General features: G+C 66.9%; 14 protein-coding genes. 12 read left to right on the top strand and 2 right to left on the bottom strand.

Annotation, left to right across the window (positions count from 1 at the left end; translation table 11 throughout):
• Positions 1-236: 236 nt before the first annotated feature.
• Both DK254_RS08775 and DK254_RS08770 read right to left on the bottom strand, forming a co-directional pair.
• A complete protein-coding gene (locus DK254_RS08775; protein WP_109933470.1) occupies positions 237-1,637 on the bottom strand; it encodes an amino acid permease in 1,401 nt (466 codons plus the stop codon).
• 119 nt (positions 1,638-1,756) lie between these two features.
• A complete protein-coding gene (locus tag DK254_RS08770) occupies positions 1,757-3,223 on the bottom strand; it encodes a glyceraldehyde-3-phosphate dehydrogenase (protein ID WP_109933469.1) in 1,467 nt (488 codons plus the stop codon).
• 139 nt (positions 3,224-3,362) lie between these two features.
• Between DK254_RS08770 and mfd the strand changes: the two genes are divergently transcribed.
• The 12 genes from mfd (at position 3,363) to flgJ (ending at position 19,287) form a co-directional block, all read left to right on the top strand.
• Positions 3,363-6,821 (top strand): transcription-repair coupling factor, encoded by a 3,459-nt coding sequence (gene mfd, locus DK254_RS08765; protein WP_109933468.1) that lies wholly within the window; start codon positions 3,363-3,365, stop codon positions 6,819-6,821.
• A 9-nt stretch (positions 6,822-6,830) separates the two neighbouring features.
• Positions 6,831-7,484 carry a CsiV family protein gene (locus tag DK254_RS08760; RefSeq protein WP_109933467.1) on the top strand — a complete coding sequence of 218 codons (654 nt, stop codon included), beginning with the start codon at positions 6,831-6,833 and terminating at the stop codon, positions 7,482-7,484.
• Between the two features lie 21 nt (positions 7,485-7,505).
• Positions 7,506-10,796 carry a DEAD/DEAH box helicase gene (locus DK254_RS08755; RefSeq protein ID WP_109933466.1) on the top strand — a complete coding sequence of 1,097 codons (3,291 nt, stop codon included), beginning with the start codon at positions 7,506-7,508 and terminating at the stop codon, positions 10,794-10,796.
• 709 nt (positions 10,797-11,505) lie between these two features.
• Positions 11,506-11,913: a flagellar basal body rod protein FlgB gene (gene flgB, locus DK254_RS08750; protein ID WP_089391803.1), complete on the top strand. Its 408-nt coding sequence runs from the start codon at positions 11,506-11,508 to the stop codon at positions 11,911-11,913.
• A 5-nt stretch (positions 11,914-11,918) separates the two neighbouring features.
• Positions 11,919-12,359, top strand: coding sequence for a flagellar basal body rod protein FlgC (flgC, locus tag DK254_RS08745; protein WP_089391802.1), 441 nt, complete (start codon positions 11,919-11,921; stop codon positions 12,357-12,359).
• A gap of 16 nt (positions 12,360-12,375) precedes the next feature.
• A complete protein-coding gene (gene flgD / locus DK254_RS08740) occupies positions 12,376-13,077 on the top strand; it encodes a flagellar hook assembly protein FlgD (RefSeq protein ID WP_089391801.1) in 702 nt (233 codons plus the stop codon).
• 27 nt (positions 13,078-13,104) lie between these two features.
• Complete coding sequence (flgE, locus tag DK254_RS08735) at positions 13,105-14,412, top strand: flagellar hook protein FlgE (protein ID WP_109933465.1); 1,308 nt, start codon at positions 13,105-13,107, stop codon at positions 14,410-14,412.
• 193 nt (positions 14,413-14,605) lie between these two features.
• Positions 14,606-15,349, top strand: coding sequence for a flagellar basal-body rod protein FlgF (gene flgF / locus DK254_RS08730; RefSeq protein ID WP_089391799.1), 744 nt, complete (start codon positions 14,606-14,608; stop codon positions 15,347-15,349).
• Between the two features lie 46 nt (positions 15,350-15,395).
• Complete coding sequence (gene flgG / locus DK254_RS08725) at positions 15,396-16,181, top strand: flagellar basal-body rod protein FlgG (protein WP_074976357.1); 786 nt, start codon at positions 15,396-15,398, stop codon at positions 16,179-16,181.
• A 58-nt stretch (positions 16,182-16,239) separates the two neighbouring features.
• On the top strand, positions 16,240-16,932 hold the full coding sequence (flgH, locus tag DK254_RS08720) for a flagellar basal body L-ring protein FlgH (protein ID WP_109933464.1): 693 nt from the start codon (positions 16,240-16,242) through the stop codon (positions 16,930-16,932).
• A gap of 14 nt (positions 16,933-16,946) precedes the next feature.
• Positions 16,947-18,056 (top strand): flagellar basal body P-ring protein FlgI, encoded by a 1,110-nt coding sequence (locus DK254_RS08715; RefSeq protein ID WP_109933463.1) that lies wholly within the window; start codon positions 16,947-16,949, stop codon positions 18,054-18,056.
• Positions 18,057-18,066: 10 nt separating this feature from the next.
• Positions 18,067-19,287 (top strand): flagellar assembly peptidoglycan hydrolase FlgJ, encoded by a 1,221-nt coding sequence (gene flgJ, locus DK254_RS08710; RefSeq protein ID WP_109933462.1) that lies wholly within the window; start codon positions 18,067-18,069, stop codon positions 19,285-19,287.
• Positions 19,288-19,302 lie beyond the last annotated feature (15 nt).

Below are 19,302 nucleotides of genomic sequence, written 5' to 3'. Positions count from 1 at the left end.
CGTAGGAGCGGACTCTGTCCGCGATTTGACGGATAACGCCGTAGGCGTTATGCGCCCTACGAACTATCGCGAACGCGGAAACCCAGGGTTCGCGAGCAAGCTCGCGCCTACAAGAGCGTTTTCCAGCGAAACATCGGTGCGTAGGGCGCATAACCGTTCGCGGTTATCCGCCGTTGCAAACAAAAAGGCCGCACCCCGGTAGGAGTGCGGCCCTTTCTCGTCCAGCGCCGGCGGCATCAGGCGGTAGCCCGGGCCTCGCCCTTGCGCTTGACCAGGTAGCACAGGCCCATCAGCACCACCCACACCGGGATGGCATACACCGACACGTCGATGCCCGGGATCTGCAGCATGATGCCGAGGATGAACACCACGAAGGCCAGGCACAGCCAGTTGCTGAACGGATAGAACAGCGAACGGAACGAGGTCTTCACGCCCTCACGGTCCTTGGCGCGGCGGAACATCAGGTGGGCCAGGCTGATCATCGCCCAGTTGATCACCAGCGCCGCCACCACCAGGGACATCAGCAGCTCCAGCGCCTGGTGCGGGATCACGTAGTTGACCACCACGCAGGCCAGGGTGATGAAGGCCGAGACGCCGATGGCCAGCAGCGGCACGCCGCGGTCGTCGACCTTGGCGAAGGCGCGCGGGGCGTCGCCCTGCTCGGCCAGGCCGAAGAGCATGCGGCTGTTGCAGTACACGCAGCTGTTGTAGACCGACAGCGCCGCGGTCAGCACCACGAAGTTCAGCACGTTGGCCGCCACGTCGCTGCCCAGTAGCGAGAACACCTTCACGAAGGGGCTGCCGCTGTAGGGGTCGCCGGAGCTGTTGATACTCTGCAGCAGCGCGTCCCACGGGTACAGCGAGAGCAGCACGGCCAGGGCGCCGATGTAGAAGATCAGGATGCGGTAGATCACCTGGTTGATCGCCTTGGGGATCACCTTCTTCGGTTCCGCGGCCTCGGCCGCGGTGATGCCCACCAGCTCCAGGCCGCCGAAGGAGAACATGATGATCGCCAGGACCATCACCAGGCCGGAAATGCCGTTGGGGAAGAAGCCGCCGTGGCTCCACAGGTTGCTCACCGAGGCCTGCGGGCCGCCGTGGCCGCTGGCCAGCAGCCAGATGCCGAGCAGGATCATGCCGATGATGGCGGCGACCTTGATGATGGCGAACCAGAACTCGGTCTCGCCGAAGGCCTTCACGTTGAACAGGTTGATGGCGTTGATCAGCACGAAGAAGATCGCCGCGGTGGCCCAGGTGGGGAAGTCCGGCCACCAGAACTGGATGTACTTGCCGACCGCCGTCAGTTCCGACATGCCGACCAGGATGTACAGCACCCAGTAGTTCCAGCCGGACATGAAGCCGGCGAAGCCGCCCCAGTACTTGTGGGCGAAGTGGCTGAAGGAGCCGGCGACCGGCTCCTCGACGATCATCTCGCCGAGCTGGCGCATGATCAGGAAGGCGATGAAACCGCCGATGGCGTAGCCGAGGATCATCGACGGGCCGGCGGATTGCAGGACACCGGCCGAGCCCAGGAACAGGCCGGTACCGATGGCGCCACCCAGGGCGATCAGCTGGATGTGGCGGTTCTTCAGGCCGCGCTTGAGCGAGCCTTCGTGCAGATGGGGGTGTCCATCCATTGCGGGGTTCCTCGGTAGAGGGGTTGGCTTTCTTTTTATGCTTATGGGTCGCGGGGTACGCGGAAGACTAACGAAAAACGGGAGCCCGAGAGCTCCCGTTTTCCATTTTCAGACCTGGCTTAGCGCGGGAAGGCCGGCGGGTTGACCCCTGCCATCTCTTCCATCACGCGGATCACCTGGCAGCTGTAGCCGAACTCGTTGTCGTACCACACGTACAGCACGACGCGGTTGTCGTTGCAGATGGTGGCTTCGGCATCGACCACGCCGGCGTGGCGGGAGCCGACGAAGTCGGTGGAGACCACTTCCTGGGAGCTGACGAAGTCGATCTGCTTCTGCAGGTCCGAGTGCATGGCCATCTGGCGCAGGTACTCGTTGATCTCCTCGCGGGAGGTCGACTTGTTCAGGTTCAGGTTGAGGATGGCCATGGACACGTTCGGGGTGGGAACGCGGATGGCGTTGCCGGTCAGCTTGCCCTTCAGTACCGGCAGGGCCTTGGCGGCGGCGGTGGCGGCACCGGTCTCGGTGATCACCATGTTCAGCGGAGCGCTGCGGCCGCGGCGGCTGCCCTTGTGGAAGTTGTCGATCAGGTTCTGGTCGTTGGTGTACGAGTGAACGGTCTCGACGTGGCCGTTGACGATGCCGTACTGGTCATCGACAGCCTTCAGCACCGGCACGATGGCGTTGGTGGTGCAGGAGGCGGCGGAGACGATCTTGTCGTCGGCGGTGATGTCGCCATGGTTGATGCCATGGACGATGTTCTTCAGCGCGCCCTTGCCCGGGGCGGTGAGGATCACGCGGTCGACGCCCGGGCACTTCAGGTGCTGGCCCAGGCCCTCGGCGTCGCGCCACTTGCCGGTGTTGTCGACCAGCAGGGCGTTCTTGATGCCGTACTGGGTGTAGTCCACCGAGGACGGATCGTTGGAGTAGATCACCTGGATCAGGTTGCCGTTGGCGGTGATGGTGTTGTTGGCCTCATCGATGGTGATGGTGCCGTTGAACTTGCCATGCACGGAATCGCGGCGCAGCAGGCTGGCGCGCTTGACCAGGTCGTTCTCGGCGCCCTTGCGCACGACGATGGCGCGCAGGCGCAGGCCGTCGCCGCCACCGGTCTTCTCGATCAGGATGCGCGCCAGCAGGCGGCCGATGCGGCCGAAGCCGTACAGCACGACGTCGGTGCCTTCGCGGGCGGCGCCGTTCTGCTTGCCGACCACGTCGGCCAGCTCGTCCTTGGTGAACTGCTCGATGCTGCGGCCGTTACCCTCGGACTTGAACTTGGCGACCATCTTGCCCAGGTCGACGGAAGCTGCGCCGAGCTTCAGGTCGCTCATGGCCTTGAGGATGGGGAAGGTGTCGTGGACCGACAGCTCGGCTTCGCCGGCCAGGCGGTGGCGGGCGAAACGGTGAGCCTTGAGGATGTCGATCACCGAACGGTTGATCAGGCCACGGCCGTAGATCGAGGTCACCACGTTGTTGTTGCGGTAGAGCTGGCCGATCAGCGGAATCATGGCTTCCGCGAGGGCTTCACGATCGATCCACTCACCGAGACACTGGTCGGGCTTCTGATTCACGGGCATTACCTTCCACATGTAGGAGAAGAAAAAAGGGGCTACATTATGACGGTGCAGGCCATCGTCGGCAATCTGCAGCGCTGCAAAGACTGACAGCCGTCAATCGGGATAGTTACAATCCACCCGGTCAAATTTCCGACCGGAGCCCGCTACGCCCGTGTCCGTATTGCGTATTCCCGCCCTGCCGGCCGCGGCCGGCAAGCAAGCCTGGGGCAACCTGCCCGGCGCCGCCCTGAGCCTGGCGATCGCCGAAGCCGCCGCCCCGGCGAAACGATTCACCCTGTTGCTCACCGCCGACAGCCAGAGCGCCGAACGGCTGGAGCAGGAGCTGCATTTCTTCGCCCCGGATTTGCCGGTGCTGCAGCTGCCGGACTGGGAAACCCTGCCCTACGACGTGTTTTCACCGCACCAGGACATCATTTCCCAGCGCGTCGCCGCCCTCTACCAACTGCCCGGCCTCAAGCACGGCGTGCTGGTGGTGCCGATCAGCACCGCCCTGCACCGCCTGGCGCCGGCCAGGTTCCTGCTCGGCAGCAGCCTGGTGCTGGACGTCGGCCAGAAGCTCGACGTCGAGCAGATGCGCCTGCGCCTGGAAGCCGCCGGCTACCGCTGCGTGGACACCGTCTACGAACACGGCGAGTTCGCCGTGCGCGGCGCGCTCATCGACCTGTTCCCGATGGGCAGCGAGCTGCCCTACCGCATCGACCTGTTCGACGACGAGATCGAGACGCTGCGCACCTTCGACCCGGAGAACCAGCGCTCCATCGACAAGGTGCAGAGCATCCGCCTGCTGCCGGCGCGCGAGTTCCCGCTGCGCAAGGAAGCGGTCACCGGCTTCCGCAACCGCTTCCGCGAGCGCTTCGACGTCGACTACCGGCGCTGCCCGGTCTACCAGGACCTGGCCAGCGGCCTGACCCCGGCCGGCATCGAGTACTACCTGCCGCTGTTCTTCGAGGACGGCGAGACCTCGACCCTGTTCGACTACCTGCCGCAAGACACCCAGGTGTTCTCCCTGCCGGGCATCGAGCAGGCCGCCGAGCAGTTCTGGAACGACGTGCGCAGCCGCTACGAGGACCGCCGCTACGACCCCGAGCGGCCGCTGCTGCCACCGGCCGAGGTGTTCCTGCCGGTGGAAGACTGCTTCGCCCGGCTGAAGCACTGGCCGCGCGTGGTGGTCAGCGCCGAGGCCATCGAACCGGGCGTCGGCCGCGAGAGCTTCCCCGCCGAACCGCTGCCGGACCTGGCCATCGAGGCCAAGGCCAGCGAACCGCTGGCGCGCCTGCGCCGCTTCATCGAGGAATTTCCCGGGCGCATCCTGTTCAGCGCCGAATCCGCCGGGCGCCGCGAGGTGCTGCTGGAACTGCTGGCGCGGCTGAAGCTGCGGCCCAGCGAGGTCGACGGCTGGCCGGCCTTCCTCGAACACCCGGAACGCCTGGCCATCACCATCGCCCCGCTGGACGACGGCCTGCTGCTGCAGGACGGCGCCCAGGGCGTGGCGCTGATCGCCGAGAGCCCGCTGTTCGGCCAGCGCGTGATGCAGCGCCGGCGCCGCGAGAAGACCCGCGACGGCGGCGAGAACGTCATCAAGAACCTCACCGAGCTGCGCGAAGGCGCGCCGGTGGTGCACATCGACCACGGCGTCGGCCGCTACATGGGCCTGATCACCCTGGAGATCGACGGGCAGAGCGCCGAGTTCCTGGCCCTGGAGTACGCCGACGAGGCCAAGCTCTACGTGCCGGTGGCCAACCTGCACCTGATCGCCCGCTACACCGGCAGCGACGACGCCCTGGCGCCGCTGCACAAGCTCGGCTCCGAGGCCTGGCAGAAGGCCAAGCGCAAGGCCGCCGAGCAGGTCCGCGACGTCGCCGCCGAGCTGCTCGACATCTACGCCCGCCGCGCCGCGCGCAAGGGCTACGCGTTCAAGGACCCGCAGGCCGACTACGCGACCTTCTCCGCCGGCTTCCCCTTCGAGGAAACCCCGGACCAGCAATCGGCCATCGACGCGGTGGTCGCCGACATGCTCGCCGACAAGCCGATGGACCGCCTGGTCTGCGGCGACGTCGGCTTCGGCAAGACCGAGGTGGCCATGCGCGCCGCCTTCGTCGCGGTGCACAGCGGCAAGCAGGTGGCGGTGCTGGTGCCCACCACCCTGCTCGCCCAGCAGCACTACAACAGCTTCCGCGACCGCTTCGCCGACTGGCCGGTGAACGTCGAGGTGATGAGCCGCTTCAAGTCCGCCAAGGAAGTCGAAGGCGCGGTCGGGCAACTGGCCGAGGGCAAGCTGGACATCGTCATCGGCACCCACAAGCTGCTGCAGGGCGACGTCAAGTTCCAGAACCTCGGCCTGGTGATCATCGACGAGGAGCACCGCTTCGGCGTGCGCCAGAAGGAACAGCTCAAGGCCCTGCGCAGCGAGGTGGACATCCTCACCCTCACCGCCACGCCGATCCCGCGTACCCTGAACATGGCGGTGGCCGGCATGCGCGACCTGTCGATCATCGCCACGCCGCCGGCGCGCCGCCTGTCGGTGCGCACCTTCGTCATGGAAGAGCAGAACGCGGTGATCAAGGAAGCGCTGCTGCGCGAGCTGCTGCGCGGCGGCCAGGTCTACTACCTGCACAACGAGGTGAAGACCATCGAGAAGTGCGCCCGCGACCTGGCCGAACTGGTCCCCGAGGCGCGCATCGGCATCGGCCACGGGCAGATGCACGAGCGCGACCTGGAACGGGTGATGAGCGACTTCTACCACAAGCGCTTCAACGTGCTGGTGGCCTCGACCATCATCGAGACCGGCATCGACGTGCCCAGCGCCAATACCATCCTCATCGAGCGCGCCGACAAGTTCGGCCTGGCCCAGCTGCACCAGCTGCGTGGCCGCGTCGGCCGCAGCCACCACCAGGCCTACGCCTACCTGCTCACCCCGCCGCGCAAGCAGATGACGCCCGACGCCGAGAAGCGCCTGGAAGCCATCGCCAACGCCCAGGACCTCGGCGCCGGCTTCGTCCTGGCCACCCACGACCTGGAAATCCGCGGCGCCGGCGAGCTGCTCGGCGAAGGCCAGAGCGGGCAGATCCAGGCGGTCGGCTTCATCCTCTACATGGAAATGCTCGAACGCGCGGTCAAGGCCATCCGCAAGGGCGAGCAGCCGAACCTGGAGCAGCCGCTGGGCGGCGGCCCGGAGATCAACCTGCGGGTGCCGGCGCTGATCCCCGAGGACTACCTGCCCGACGTGCACGCCCGGCTGATCCTCTACAAGCGCATCGCCAACCAGGTGGACGAAGACGGCCTGCGCGAACTGCAGGTGGAAATGATCGACCGTTTCGGCCTGCTGCCGGAGCCGGTGAAGAACCTGGTGCGTCTGACACTCCTGAAACTGCAGGCGGAGAAGCTCGGTATCGTCAAGGTGGATGCCGGACCGCAGGGCGGCCGGGTAGAATTCGCCGCCGATACCTGCGTCGACCCGCTGGTGCTGATCAAGCTGATCCAGAGCCAGCCGAACCGCTACAGGTTCGAAGGCGCGACCCTGTTCAAGTTCCAGGTGCCCATGGAGCGCCCGGAAGAACGCTTCAACACCCTCGAGGCGCTGTTCGAGCGCCTCGCGCCCAACGCATCCTAAAGGACCAGTATGTTCCGCTACCTGCCGCTGCTGCTTGCCCTTATCGCCCCGGCGAGCTTCGCCGACGACCTCTACCAGGTCGAACTGATCCTGTTCCAGCAGGAAGGCGACGTCGTCTATTCCAGCCAGCCGGCCCCCGACGACTGGGCCAAGGGCGCCCAGCCGCTGGACGAGGACGCCCGCCGCCCGACGGCGATGGACGCCCAGGCCAACAAGCTGGCCCAGGCCCAGGGCTACCACGTGCTGATGCACAAGGCCTGGAAACAGGCCATCGGCGATGCGCCGGTGAAGATCGCCCTCGACGAGGGCCGCCAGCAGGACGGCCACTTCCCGGTGGAAGGCACCCTGACCCTGCGCCAGCAGCGTTTCGTCGACACCCAGGTGGACTTCTGGATCAACCAGTTCGGCGGCGACGGCCTGCTCGCCGGCAGCCAGCACATGGTCCAGGACGTCAGCCTGAAGAACGACGTGCTGGCCTACCTCGACCATCCCAGCCTGGGCATGCTGATCCGCGTCAGCCCGCTCAACGCCAAGCCCACCACCCCGCCGCCGGCGGAGATGCAGGAAGAGGCGCCGGCCGGCCAGCCGCAGCAGGGCGCGCCGGAAGCCCCGGCCAACGGCGGCTTCGACGCCCCGCCGGCGAGCGAGCCCGACCAGCAGTAACCCCGCCACGAAGGCCGCGCCATGGTCCCCTTTGCCGAGCACCTGCGACGCATCCCCTGGCGCCGCCTGTTCCCCGCCATCACCCTGGTCCGCGGCGAAGCCTATGCCCGCGAGGGCCGGGTGCAGATCATCCGCCTGACCGAGCGCACGCTGGATAGCCTGTGCGATGGCTCGGGCAGCAATCGCTACCGCCAGCACATCAGCCTTTCCGCCAGCGGCGATACCCTCGACTGCAACTGCGATTGCCCGGTCGGCTTCGACTGCAAGCATTGCGCGGCGGCGCTGTCGCACCTGCTGGAAGGAGCGAATGCCCCGACCTCCCCGGCGCCTGAGCCAGCCGTCCGCCCGCCCCACAGGGTAGCCACCGAGCTGTCCCCCGACCTGCAGCACTGGCTGAGGAAGCTGCCCAGCGCCCTCAAGGAGCAGCCGCCCAGCGCAGCGAAGCACCAGTCCCCCCTGTACTACCGCCTGACCAAGAGCGGCCGGATAATGATCCACACGGCCGCCCACACGGCAGACGGCAAGTTCCAGGGCTACCTGCGCATCGCCTCGATAGCCCTGAGCCTGCCCCACGTGGATGCCGTGGACCAGCAGATCCTGGCCCTCGCGCTGGATACCTCGGGCACCCAGCCCCACGTCAACGAAGTAGCGCCCAAGGGCCGCAAGGGCGCCGAACTGCTGGAGCTGATCCTGCGCAGCGGGCGCCTGTTCCTCGAACTGGGCCCACCGGCCAGCCAACTGCTCCCAGGCCCGGAGTTGCCCGCACGGCTCGCCTGGCGCAGGGACGAGTACGGTGACTACAGGGTCGCCTGGGATACCGACGCCGAACCCCGGCCGCAACTGCTGACGCAACTGGCGCCACCCTGGTACCTCGACCGCAGGAACCTGCGCGTGGGCCCGCTGCACCACGGCCTGCCCGAGGCCCTGGCCAGCTACCTGCCGAGCGCCCCGCCGGTGAGCGAGGAAGAAGCCACGCTGTTCGCCCTGCAACTGAAGGAACTGGCGCCCCAGGCGCCCCTGCCGGTGAGCCACGAGGAACGGCGCCTGGAAGACGTCCACCCCGTTCCCCACTTGTACCTGACCAGCCGGACGCAGCGTTCCTACAACATGGAACGCTATGGATTCGTCGACGAACTGCACCACCTGGCTGCGCTGAACTTCGTCTACCAGGGGCAGCAGGTGCACGGCCCGGCGCGCAAGGGCGAACCGATCCGCTACCACGCCGATGGCACCTTCGTCACCATCGAGCGCCAACCCAAGGTCGAGCAGGCCTTGCGCAAGGCCCTGCAGAAGCTGGGCCTGGAGAAACTCGGCAAATACGACGCCCCCGGCACACTGAACCACAAGCACGAAGTCTTCTCGGCGGATGCCGATCTCTGGCCCACCATCTTGCGCGGCCTGCCCAAGCTGCGCGAACAGGGCTGGGTGGTCGAGATGGCCGACGACTTCCTCCTCGACTTCAGCGAGGTCGAGGACTGGTACGTCCACATAGAGGAAGAGCCCGGCAACGCCTGGTTCGACCTGGAGCTGGGCATCCGCGTCGACGGCCAGGAGGTCAGCCTGCTGCAACCGCTGCTGGAACTGCTCCGCCAGCGCCCCGAGGCGCTGCGTAACGGCACCGCCACCGAGTTGCCCCTACAGCTCGACGCGCACCGCCAGGCCGACGGCAAGCCGCTGAAGGTCAGCCTGCCGCTGGAGCGGGTCAAGGCGATACTGCAGGTCCTGGAAGGGTTGTTCCTCGCCAGCCCGGAAAACAACGGCAACAGCCTGCGCCTGTCGAGCGCCGATGCCGGCCTGCTCGCCCAGCTCGACGAACATCCCCTGCACTGGCAGGGCGGCGAACGCCTGCTGCGCTTCGCCCGCCGCCTGCGCGAACACCCGCAGCAGCCATGCCGGGCCCCCGAGGGCCTGCGCGCCGAGCTGCGCCCCTACCAGCTGCAGGGCCTGGCCTGGATGCAGGCGCTGCGCGAACTGGAAGTGGGCGGCATCCTCGGCGACGACATGGGCCTGGGCAAGACGCTGCAGGTACTGGCGCACATCCTCGCGGAAAAGCGCGCCGGGCGCCTGGACCGCCCGGCCCTGGTGCTGATGCCCACCAGCCTGGTGGCCAACTGGCAGGACGAGGCCGCGCGCTTCGCCCCGGAGCTGCGCGTGCTCACCCTGCACGGCAGCGACCGCCACAAGGGCTTCGACGAACTCGGCCGCTACGACCTGCTGCTCAGCACCTACGCCCTGCTGCCGCGGGACATCGGGGCCCTGGGTCGGCAGCCGCTGCACCTGGCGGTGTTCGACGAGGCGCAGTACCTGAAGAACGCCAGCAGCAAGTCGGCCCAGGCCGCGGCGAAGCTCGACGCCCGGCAGCGCCTGTGCCTGACCGGCACGCCCCTGGAGAACCACCTGGGCGAGCTCTGGGCGCTGTTCGACCTGGTGATGCCCGGCTGGCTGGGCGATGCGCGCAGCTTCACCCGCCTGTACCGCAACCCCATCGAAAAGGCCGGCGACAGCCAGCGCCTGGCCCACCTCAATGCCCGCATCCGGCCCTTCCTGCTGCGCCGCCGGAAGGACCAGGTGGCCGGCGAACTGCCGCCCAAGAGCGAGATCACCCACTGGGTGGAACTCAGCGACGCCCAGCGCGACCTCTACGAGACCGTGCGCCTGGCCATGGACAGCAAGGTCCGCGCGGAAATCCGGCGCAAGGGCCTGGCGCGCAGCCATATCGTCGTGCTGGAGGCCCTGCTCAAGCTGCGCCAGGTCTGCTGCGACCCGCGCCTGCTGGGCGAGGCCGTGCCGACGGCGGCCTCGGGCAAGCTCGGCGGCCTGCTGGAGATGCTCGACGAACTGCTCGACGAAGGCCGCCGGGTGCTGCTGTTCTCGCAGTTCACCTCGATGCTCGAACTGATCCAGGCGGAACTGGACGCGCGCGGCATCCGCTACGCCCTGCTCACCGGCGACACCCGCGACCGCCGCGGGCCGGTGGAGGACTTCCAGCAGGGCCGCGTGCCGCTGTTCCTGATCAGCCTGAAAGCCGGCGGCACGGGCCTCAACCTCACCGCCGCCGACACCGTGATCCACTACGACCCCTGGTGGAACCCGGCGGTGGAACAGCAGGCCACCGACCGCGCCTACCGCATCGGCCAGGACAAGCCGGTGTTCGTCTACAAGCTGATCGCCCGCGGCACCCTGGAAGAGAAGATCCAGCAGTTGCAGGCGAAGAAGGCGGCCCTGGCGGCCGGCGTGCTGGAGGAAGGCAAGGACAGCGGCCTGCAGCTGCAGGACAGCGACATAGACGCGCTCTTCGCGCCGCTGCCGTAGGAGCGCGCCCTGCGCGCGAAATCGCGGACGGAATCCTACGGTCGTACCCAACCGTAGGGCGAATAACCGTTCGCGGTTATCCGCCGCCATTCGTGCCGCCGGGGTGTCCGGTGTGGCCGGTGAGTCCAATCGCGGACGGAGTCCGCTCCTACGACCGTGCTTCCTGGAACCGTAGGAGCAACTGTCTTGCAGGCTGCGCCGCCTCTTTCCAACCCGTAGGGCGCATAACGCCTACGGCGTTATCCGCCGCGGCCGTCGGGCACCGGCGTTCCGGCCAACGGCGGATAACCGCGAACGGTTATTCGCCCTACGGTCGAGCACGGACCGTAGGAGCGGGCCCTGCCCGCGAATCGCGCGCAGGGCGCGCTCCTACAGGTGGGACAGCGGTGGCGGGGTAGGCGGACCTTGTCCGCGATTGGATTCACCGGCCACGCCGGACGCCCCGGTGGCGCGGACAGCCCCCTCTCCCGCTTGCGGGAGAGGGCCGGGGAGAGGGCGCTCTTGAGCCCAATACCTACGTCACCGGCAACCACTTCGAATGGGCAGAACGCTTTGCCGCCGGGCGGTAAGGCCTTGCCGCTTGCCGCGGTTTGCCGCTCTTTGCCGCTTGCGGATCATCGGCAATTCATTGATCTATAAGGATTTAACGTTTTGGCACGCACCTTGCTGAAGTGCTGGCAAGCCCACACCGGCAAACAGGTTCGTGACCATGAGCATCAGCTTCGACTCCGCCCTCGGCATCCACGCACAAGCCCTCAGCTTCCGCTCGCAGCGCGCCGAGGTGCTGGCCAATAACCTGGCCAACGCTGACACCCCCAACTACAAGGCGCGCGACCTGGACTTCGCTTCGGTGCTCGCGGCCCAGGCCGACAAGGCCAAGAGCGGCACCTTCAGCACCGCCGTCACCAACGCCCGGCACATCGAGGCCGATGGCGCGGCCATGGGCGACGACTCGCTGAAGTACCGCATCCCGACCCACCCCTCCATCGACCAGAACACTGTCGACGAGCAGGTCGAGCAGGCCAACTACGCGCAGAACGCCGTGCAGTTCCAGGCCAGCTTCACCTTCCTCAACAGCAAGTTCAAAGGCCTGATGGGCGCCCTGCGCGGAGAGTGATAGCCATGTCCCTTGCCAGTGTCTTCAACATCGCCGGTAGCGGCATGAGTGCCCAGACCACCCGTCTGAACACCACCGCCTCGAACATCGCCAACGCCGAGAGCGTGTCCTCGAGCATCGACCAGACCTACCGCGCCCGCCACCCGGTGTTCTCCGCCATGTTCCAGCAGGCGCAGAACGGCCAGGGCTCGCTGTTCCAGGACACCGACCAGGCCGGCACCGGCGTGCAGGTGCTGGGCGTGGTCGAGGACCAGAGCCCGCTGGTGCCGCGCTACGAGCCGAACCACCCGGCCGCCGACGCCAATGGCTACGTGTACTACCCCAACGTCAACGTGGTGGAGGAGATGGCCGACATGATGTCCGCCAGCCGCTCCTTCCAGAGCAACGCGGAAATGATGAACACCGCCAAGCAGATGATGCAGAAGGTCCTGACCCTGGGTCAGTAAGCGCAGAGGACGCCCCATGAGCATCGACAACACCAGCAGCACCTCGAACTCGATCCTCTCGTCGCTCAACGCCGGGTCGAGTTCCTCGTCTTCCACCTCGGAAACCGGCACCAGTGCGCTGGGCAAGGACTCGTTCCTGCAACTGCTGGTCACCCAGCTGAACAACCAGAACCCGCTGGACCCGCAGGACAACACCCAGTTCGTTTCCCAGCTCGCCCAGTTCAGCAGCCTGGAGAGCATGGAGAACCTGGATACCACCCTGGGCAACTTCTATTCCTCGTTCCAGTCGTCCCAGGCGCTGCAGGCCTCGTCCCTGGTCGGCCGCTCGGTGATCGTCAACTCGAGCAAGGTCCAGGTCGACGACCCCAGCGCCGGCGTGCAGGGCTCGCTGGTGATGCCGTCCAACGGCGATGGCGTGACCCTGAAAATCTATGACGACGACGGCGAGCTGGTGCGCACCATCGACATGGGCAGCCAGAAGAGCGGCAACATCGACTTCACCTGGGATGGCAAGGACGACAGCGGCGAGCAGGTGGCCTCCGGCACCTACACCGTCAAGGCCAGCGCCACCCTGGATGGCACCAGCACCGCGCTGACCACCTACCTGCCGGCCACGGTCAACAGCGTCACGCTGGGCCAGAGCGGCGGGGAAATGACCCTCAATCTCGCTGGCATCGGCAGTGTCTCCGCCTCCAGCATTCAGACCATCGGAAAATAACGCCGTCCTTCGGCACGGGAGCTGACCATGTCTTTCAATACCGCCCTGAGTGGTTTGAACGCCGCTAGCACGGACCTGAACGTGACCGGCAACAACATCGCCAACGTCGGGACCACCGGCTTCAAGTCGTCGCGCACCGAGTTCGCCGACCTGTACGCCGCCTCGATGCTCGGCACCGGGCGCAATGCCGTCGGCAGCGGCGTGATCACCCAGTCGGTCTCGCAACAGTTCACCCAGGGCAACCTGACCTCCACCGGCCGCAGCCTGGACCTCGCCATCAGCGGCAACGGCTTCTTCATGGTCAGCGACAACGGCAGCCGCCTGTACACCCGCAACGGCTCCTTCAACACCGATGCCAACGGCTTCATCGTCGATGGCTCGGGCAACCGTCTGCAGGGCTATGGCGTCAACGGCAACGGCTCGGTCGTCAACGGCGTGATCACCGACCTGAAGGTGGACACCTCCAACCAGCCGCCGAGCCCGACCTCGAAGATCACCTCGACCCTGAGCCTGAACTCGGCGGCCACCACGCCGACGAACGCCACCTTCGACCCCGCCGATTCCGACAGCTACAACTGGTCGACCTCGGTGGACATCTACGACTCCCAGGGCAACTCGCATACCATGACGAACTACTTCGTCAAGGACAGCAGCAACAACTGGACCATGCACACCCTGGTCGACGGCCGCTCGCCGACCGACCCGACCAGCACCACGCCGCTGGATAGCCAACTGAGCTTCAACAGCGCCGGCCAGTTGACCGGCATCACCTCCACCGGCATGACGGTCAATGCGGACAACACCATGACCCTCACCGGCTGGGTGCCGGCGGCGGTCGCCGACTCCACCACCGACCCGGTGACCTGGGGGCCCAATGGCGCGGCCGGGGCCGCCGCCGGCATCAACCTCGACCTGACCAAGACCACCCAGACCAACGCCGCCTTCGCGGTCACCGCGGTGACCCAGGACGGCTACGCCACCGGCCAGATGTCCGGCCTGGCGGTGGACGTGGACGGGCAGATGTACGCCACCTACACCAACGGCCAGTCGAAGGTGATCGGCCAGATGGTGCTGGCCAACTTCGCCAACACCCAGGGTCTGACCCCGGTGGGCAGCACCGCCTGGAAACAGTCGCTGGCCTCGGGCGAGGCGGTGATCGGCACGCCCACCTCGGGTACCCTGGGTTCGGTGGGTTCCGGCTCGCTGGAAGAGTCCAACGTCGACCTGACCGCGCAACTGGTCAACCTGATAGTCGCCCAGCGCAACTACCAGGCCAACGCCAAGACCGTGCAGACCGAAAGCACCATCTCCGACACCATCATCAACCTGCGTTGATGGCGGCAAAGGCCGCTTGCCGCAGGCGGCAGTCCGTCGCCGCCTGACGGCCACCAAGGCTCCTCCGGGAGCCTTTTCTTTTTGATTCCTCCTTTCGAATCAGCGCCTTGCGCTGATTTTTCAATTCTGGCACAGCCCTTGCTGAGGTCCCTTCAGCACCGCCGGGAATCCGACCCGGCACTGGAGGAATGCCTTGGACAGAATGCTGTATGTCGCCATGAGCGGCGCGAGCCAGAACACGCAGGCCATGCAGGCTCACGCCAACAACCTGGCGAACATTTCCACGACCGGTTTCCGTCGCGACTTCGAACAGGCGCGGGCCATGCCGGTCTTCGGCGACAGCTTTCCGGCGCGCGTATTCGCCATGAGCGAACGCCCGGCCACCGATTTCACCGCCGGCGCCCTGCAGGAAACCGGGCGTGACCTGGACGTCGCCGCCAAGGGCGACGCCTGGATCGCCGTGCAGGCCCCGGATGGCGGCGAAGCCTACGTGCGCACCGGCAGCCTGGAAATCGACGCCCTCGGCCAACTGCGCACCGGCGACGGCTTGCCGGTGCTCGGCAATGGCGGGCCCATCGCCATTCCGCCGGAAGAGAAGGTCGAGATCGGCGAGGACGGCACCATCACCGTCCGCGGCCAGGGCAACAATCCCAACGCGCTGGCCACCGTCGACCGCATCAGGCTGGTCACCCCGGACCCGAAGCAGCTGGAGAAGGGCACCGACGGCATGATCCGCATGAAGCAGGGCCAGCCGGCGCCGCAGGCTGACGCCAACGCCAGCGTGCAGTCGGGTTTCCTGGAGGCGAGCAACGTCAACGCGGTGGAAGAGATGACCTCGATCCTGGCGCTGTCCCGCCAGTTCGAGCTGCACGTGAAGATGATGCGTACCGCCGAGGACGATTCCCAGGCCATGGCGCGGGTTTTGCAATTTAGCTAATTACCAGATCGAGGCGTCATGAATCCGACGCCCGAGGAGAATCGATATGCTTCCGGCACTGTGGGTCAGCAAGACCGGCCTGTCCGCCCAGGACATGAACCTGACCACCATTTCCAACAACCTGGCGAACGTCTCGACCACCGGCTTCAAGCGCGACCGCGCGGAGTTCCAGGACCTGCTGTACCAGATCAAGCGCCAGCCCGGCGCCCAGTCGACCCAGGACAGCCAGCTGCCCTCGGGCCTGCAGCTGGGTACCGGCGTGCGTATCGTCGGCACCCAGAAGAACTTCACCGCCGGCAGCCTGCAGACCACCGACAACCCGCTGGACATGGCGGTCAACGGCCGTGGCTTCTTCCAGGTGCTGACCCCGGACGGCACCGTCGCCTACACCCGCGACGGCAGCTTCCACCTGAACTCCGACGGCCAGATCGTCACCTCCAACGGCAACGCCCTGGAGCCGGCCATCGTGGTCCCGGCGGAAACCCAGACCTTCACCGTCGGCAACGACGGCACCGTGTCGGTGACCGTGGCCGGCAACTCGCAGCCGCAGATCATCGGCAACATCCAGACCGCCGACTTCATCAACCCGGCGGGCCTGCAGGCGACCGGCAACAACCTGTTCCTGGAAACCGCCGCCAGCGGCGCCCCCCAGGTCGGCACCCCGGGCCTGAACGGCCTGGGCACCGTGCAGCAGAACACCCTGGAGAACTCCAACGTCAGCGTGGTGGAGGAGATGGTCAACATGATCACCACCCAGCGCGCCTACGAGATGAACTCCAAGGTGATCTCCACCGCCGACCAGATGCTGTCCTTCATCACCCAGAACCTTTGATGCATGACGCGGGCCCCATGGCCCGCGAGTTAGTGGCTCTCCCCGAGAGGTAGTTGCAATGAACCGTTCCCATCTTCTCCCGCTGCTGGCGCTCGCCGCGCTGGCCGGTTGCGTCAGTCCTCCGCCCAAGCCGGATGACCCGTACTACGCGCCGGTCATGCCACGCACGCCCATGCCCGCGGCACAGAACAACGGTTCCATCTACCAGGCCGGGTTCGACAACAACCTCTACGGCGACCGCAAGGCCTTCCGTATCGGTGACATCATCACCATCACCCTCAACGAGAAGACCCAGGCGAGCAAGAAGGCCAACTCGGACATCTCCAAGGACAGCAGCAACAAGATGGGGCTGACCTCGCTGTTCGGCGGCAGCGCCACCACCAACAACCCCTTCGGTAGCGGCGACCTGAGTCTCAGCGCCGAGTACAGCGGCAACCGCGAGACCAAGGGCGACAGCGCGGCGGGGCAGAGCAACAGCCTGACCGGCTCGATCACCGTGACCGTGGCCGAAGTCATGCCCAACGGCATCCTCGCCGTGCGCGGCGAGAAATGGATGACGCTGAACACCGGCAACGAGCTGGTGCGCATCGCCGGGCTGATCCGCGCCGACGACATCGCCACCGACAACACCGTGTCCTCGACCCGCGTGGCGGATGCGCGCATCACCTACTCGGGCACCGGCGCCTTCGCCGACGCCAGCCAGCCCGGTTGGCTGGACCGCTTCTTCCTCAGCCCGCTGTGGCCGTTCTGAGCAGGTGAACTGAGATGTCGATCTTCTCCCGCCTGCTCATGGTGCTTGGCCTGTCCTGCGTGGCGCTCGCCGCCCAGGCCGAGCGCCTGAAGGACATCGCCAGCATCCAGGGCGTGCGCAGCAACCAGCTGATCGGCTACGGCCTGGTGGTCGGCCTCAACGGCACCGGCGACCAGACCACGCAGACGCCCTTCACCCTGCAGACCTTCAACAACATGCTGGCGCAGTTCGGCATCAAGGTGCCGGCCGGCAGCGGTAACGTGCAGTTGAAGAACGTCGCCGCGGTGTCGGTGCACGCCGACCTGCCGCCCTTCGCCAAGCCGGGCCAGGCCATCGACGTGACCATCTCCTCCATCGGCAACGCCAAGAGCCTGCGCGGCGGCAGCCTGCTGATGACCCAGCTCAAGGGCATCGACGGCCAGACCTACGCCATCGCCCAGGGCAACCTGGTGGTGGGCGGCTTCGACGCCGAGGGCCGCGACGGCTCGAAGATCACCGTCAACGTGCCCTCGGCCGGCCGCATCCCCTCCGGCGCCACTGTCGAGCGCGCGGTGCCGAGCGGCTTCGACCAGGGCAACAGCCTGACGCTGAACCTCAACCGCCCCGACTTCACCACCGCCAAGCACATCGTCGACCGCATCAACGACATGCTCGGCCCGGGCGTGGCCCAGGCCATCGATGGCGGCTCGGTGCGCGTCAGCGCGCCGCTGGACCCGAACCAGCGGGTGGACTACATGTCGGTGCTGGAGAATCTGGAGATCCAGTCCGGCGAGGCGGTGGCCAAGGTCATCATCAACTCGCGCACCGGCACCATCGTCATTGGCCAGAACGTCCGCGTGTCGCCGGCCGCCGTGACCCACGGCAGCCTCACCGTGACCATCACCGAGGACCCGATCGTCAGCCAGCCCGGCCCGTTCTCCAACGGCCAGACCGCGGTGGTGCCGCGCTCGCGGGTGAACGCCGAGCAGGAGGCCAAGCCGATGTTCAAGTTCGGCCCGGGCACCACCCTGGACGAGATCGTCCGCGCGGTGAACCAGGTGGGCGCGGCGCCCAGCGACCTGATGGCCATCCTCGAAGCCCTCAAGCAGGCCGGCGCGTTGCAGGCCGAGCTGATCGTCATCTGAGGACGCCGCCATGGACGCACGACTGCTCAATTCCGGCACCAGCGCCAGCGACAGCCAGGCCTACACCGACCTCAACCGCCTCAGCCAGCTGAAGAGCGGCGACCGCAACAGCCAGGGCAACATCCGCAAGGTGGCCCAGGAGTTCGAGTCGCTGTTCCTCAACGAGATGCTCAAGTCGATGCGCTCGGCCAACGAGGTGTTCGCCAAGGACAACCCGCTCAACAGCGAGACCGCCAAGCAGTACCAGGACATGTACGACCACCAGTTGTCGGTGTCCCTGGCGCGCGAGGGCCACGGCGTCGGCCTGGCCGACGTGCTGGTCAAGCAGATGGAGAAGATGCAGGGCGTGCGCCACACCGGCGACAACCCCTTCGCCCAGGTCCAGGCGCAGGCCGACACCCAGGCCACCCAGGCGGTGGCGGGGCAGGACCGGCAGCGGGCGAAGAGCCTGTGGTCCGCCAGCGGCAAGCCGCTGCCGCAGCCCGAGCCCGGCCGCGACGACCGCCAGGCGCTGAATGCGCGGCGCCTGGCCCTGCCGGGCAAGCTGGCCCAGCGCATCGCCGCCGGCATAGTGCCGGACGCCAATGCCACCAGCGCCAGCCAGCCGACGCAACTGGCCAGCAGCGACTGGCGCAACGGCAGGGGCTACACCCGCCAGGACGACAGCGCCACGAGCAGCGCTGCCGTCGCCGATGCCTCGGCCATTTCGACCAAGCCGGGCAAGTCCATGTTCGCCTCGGCCGACGACTTCGTCGCCACCATGCTGCCGATGGCCGAGCGCGCAGCCAGGCGCATCGGTGTCGACCCGCGCTACCTGGTGGCCCAGGCCGCGCTGGAAACCGGCTGGGGCAAGAAGATGATCGCCCAGCGCGACGGCAGCAGCAGCCACAACCTGTTCGGCATCAAGAGCGGTTCGAGCTGGAAGGGCGACTCGGCGCGCGCGGTCACCAGCGAGTACGAGAACGGCAGGCAGGTGAAGGAAGTGGCCTCGTTCCGTGCCTATAACTCCTTCGAGCAGAGCTTCCAGGACTACGTCAGCTTCCTGCAGAACAACGACCGCTACCAGGACGCCCTGGACTCCACCGCGCGCCCCGAGCAGTTCATGAAGGAACTGCAGCGCGCCGGCTACGCCACCGACCCGCAGTACGCGCGCAAGGTGTCGCAGATCGCCAGGCAGATGCAGGTCTACCAGACCGTGGCCATGGCCGACGGCCCGACCCGTACGCTTTGAATGGAACGCTCTAAG

The organism is Pseudomonas sp. RW407 (assembly GCF_003176655.1).
In the GTDB taxonomy this organism is placed as follows: domain Bacteria; phylum Pseudomonadota; class Gammaproteobacteria; order Pseudomonadales; family Pseudomonadaceae; genus Pseudomonas; species Pseudomonas delhiensis.
The sequence above is the reverse complement of the archived record's forward strand: the minus strand, read 5'-3'. Positions and strand labels throughout refer to the sequence as shown.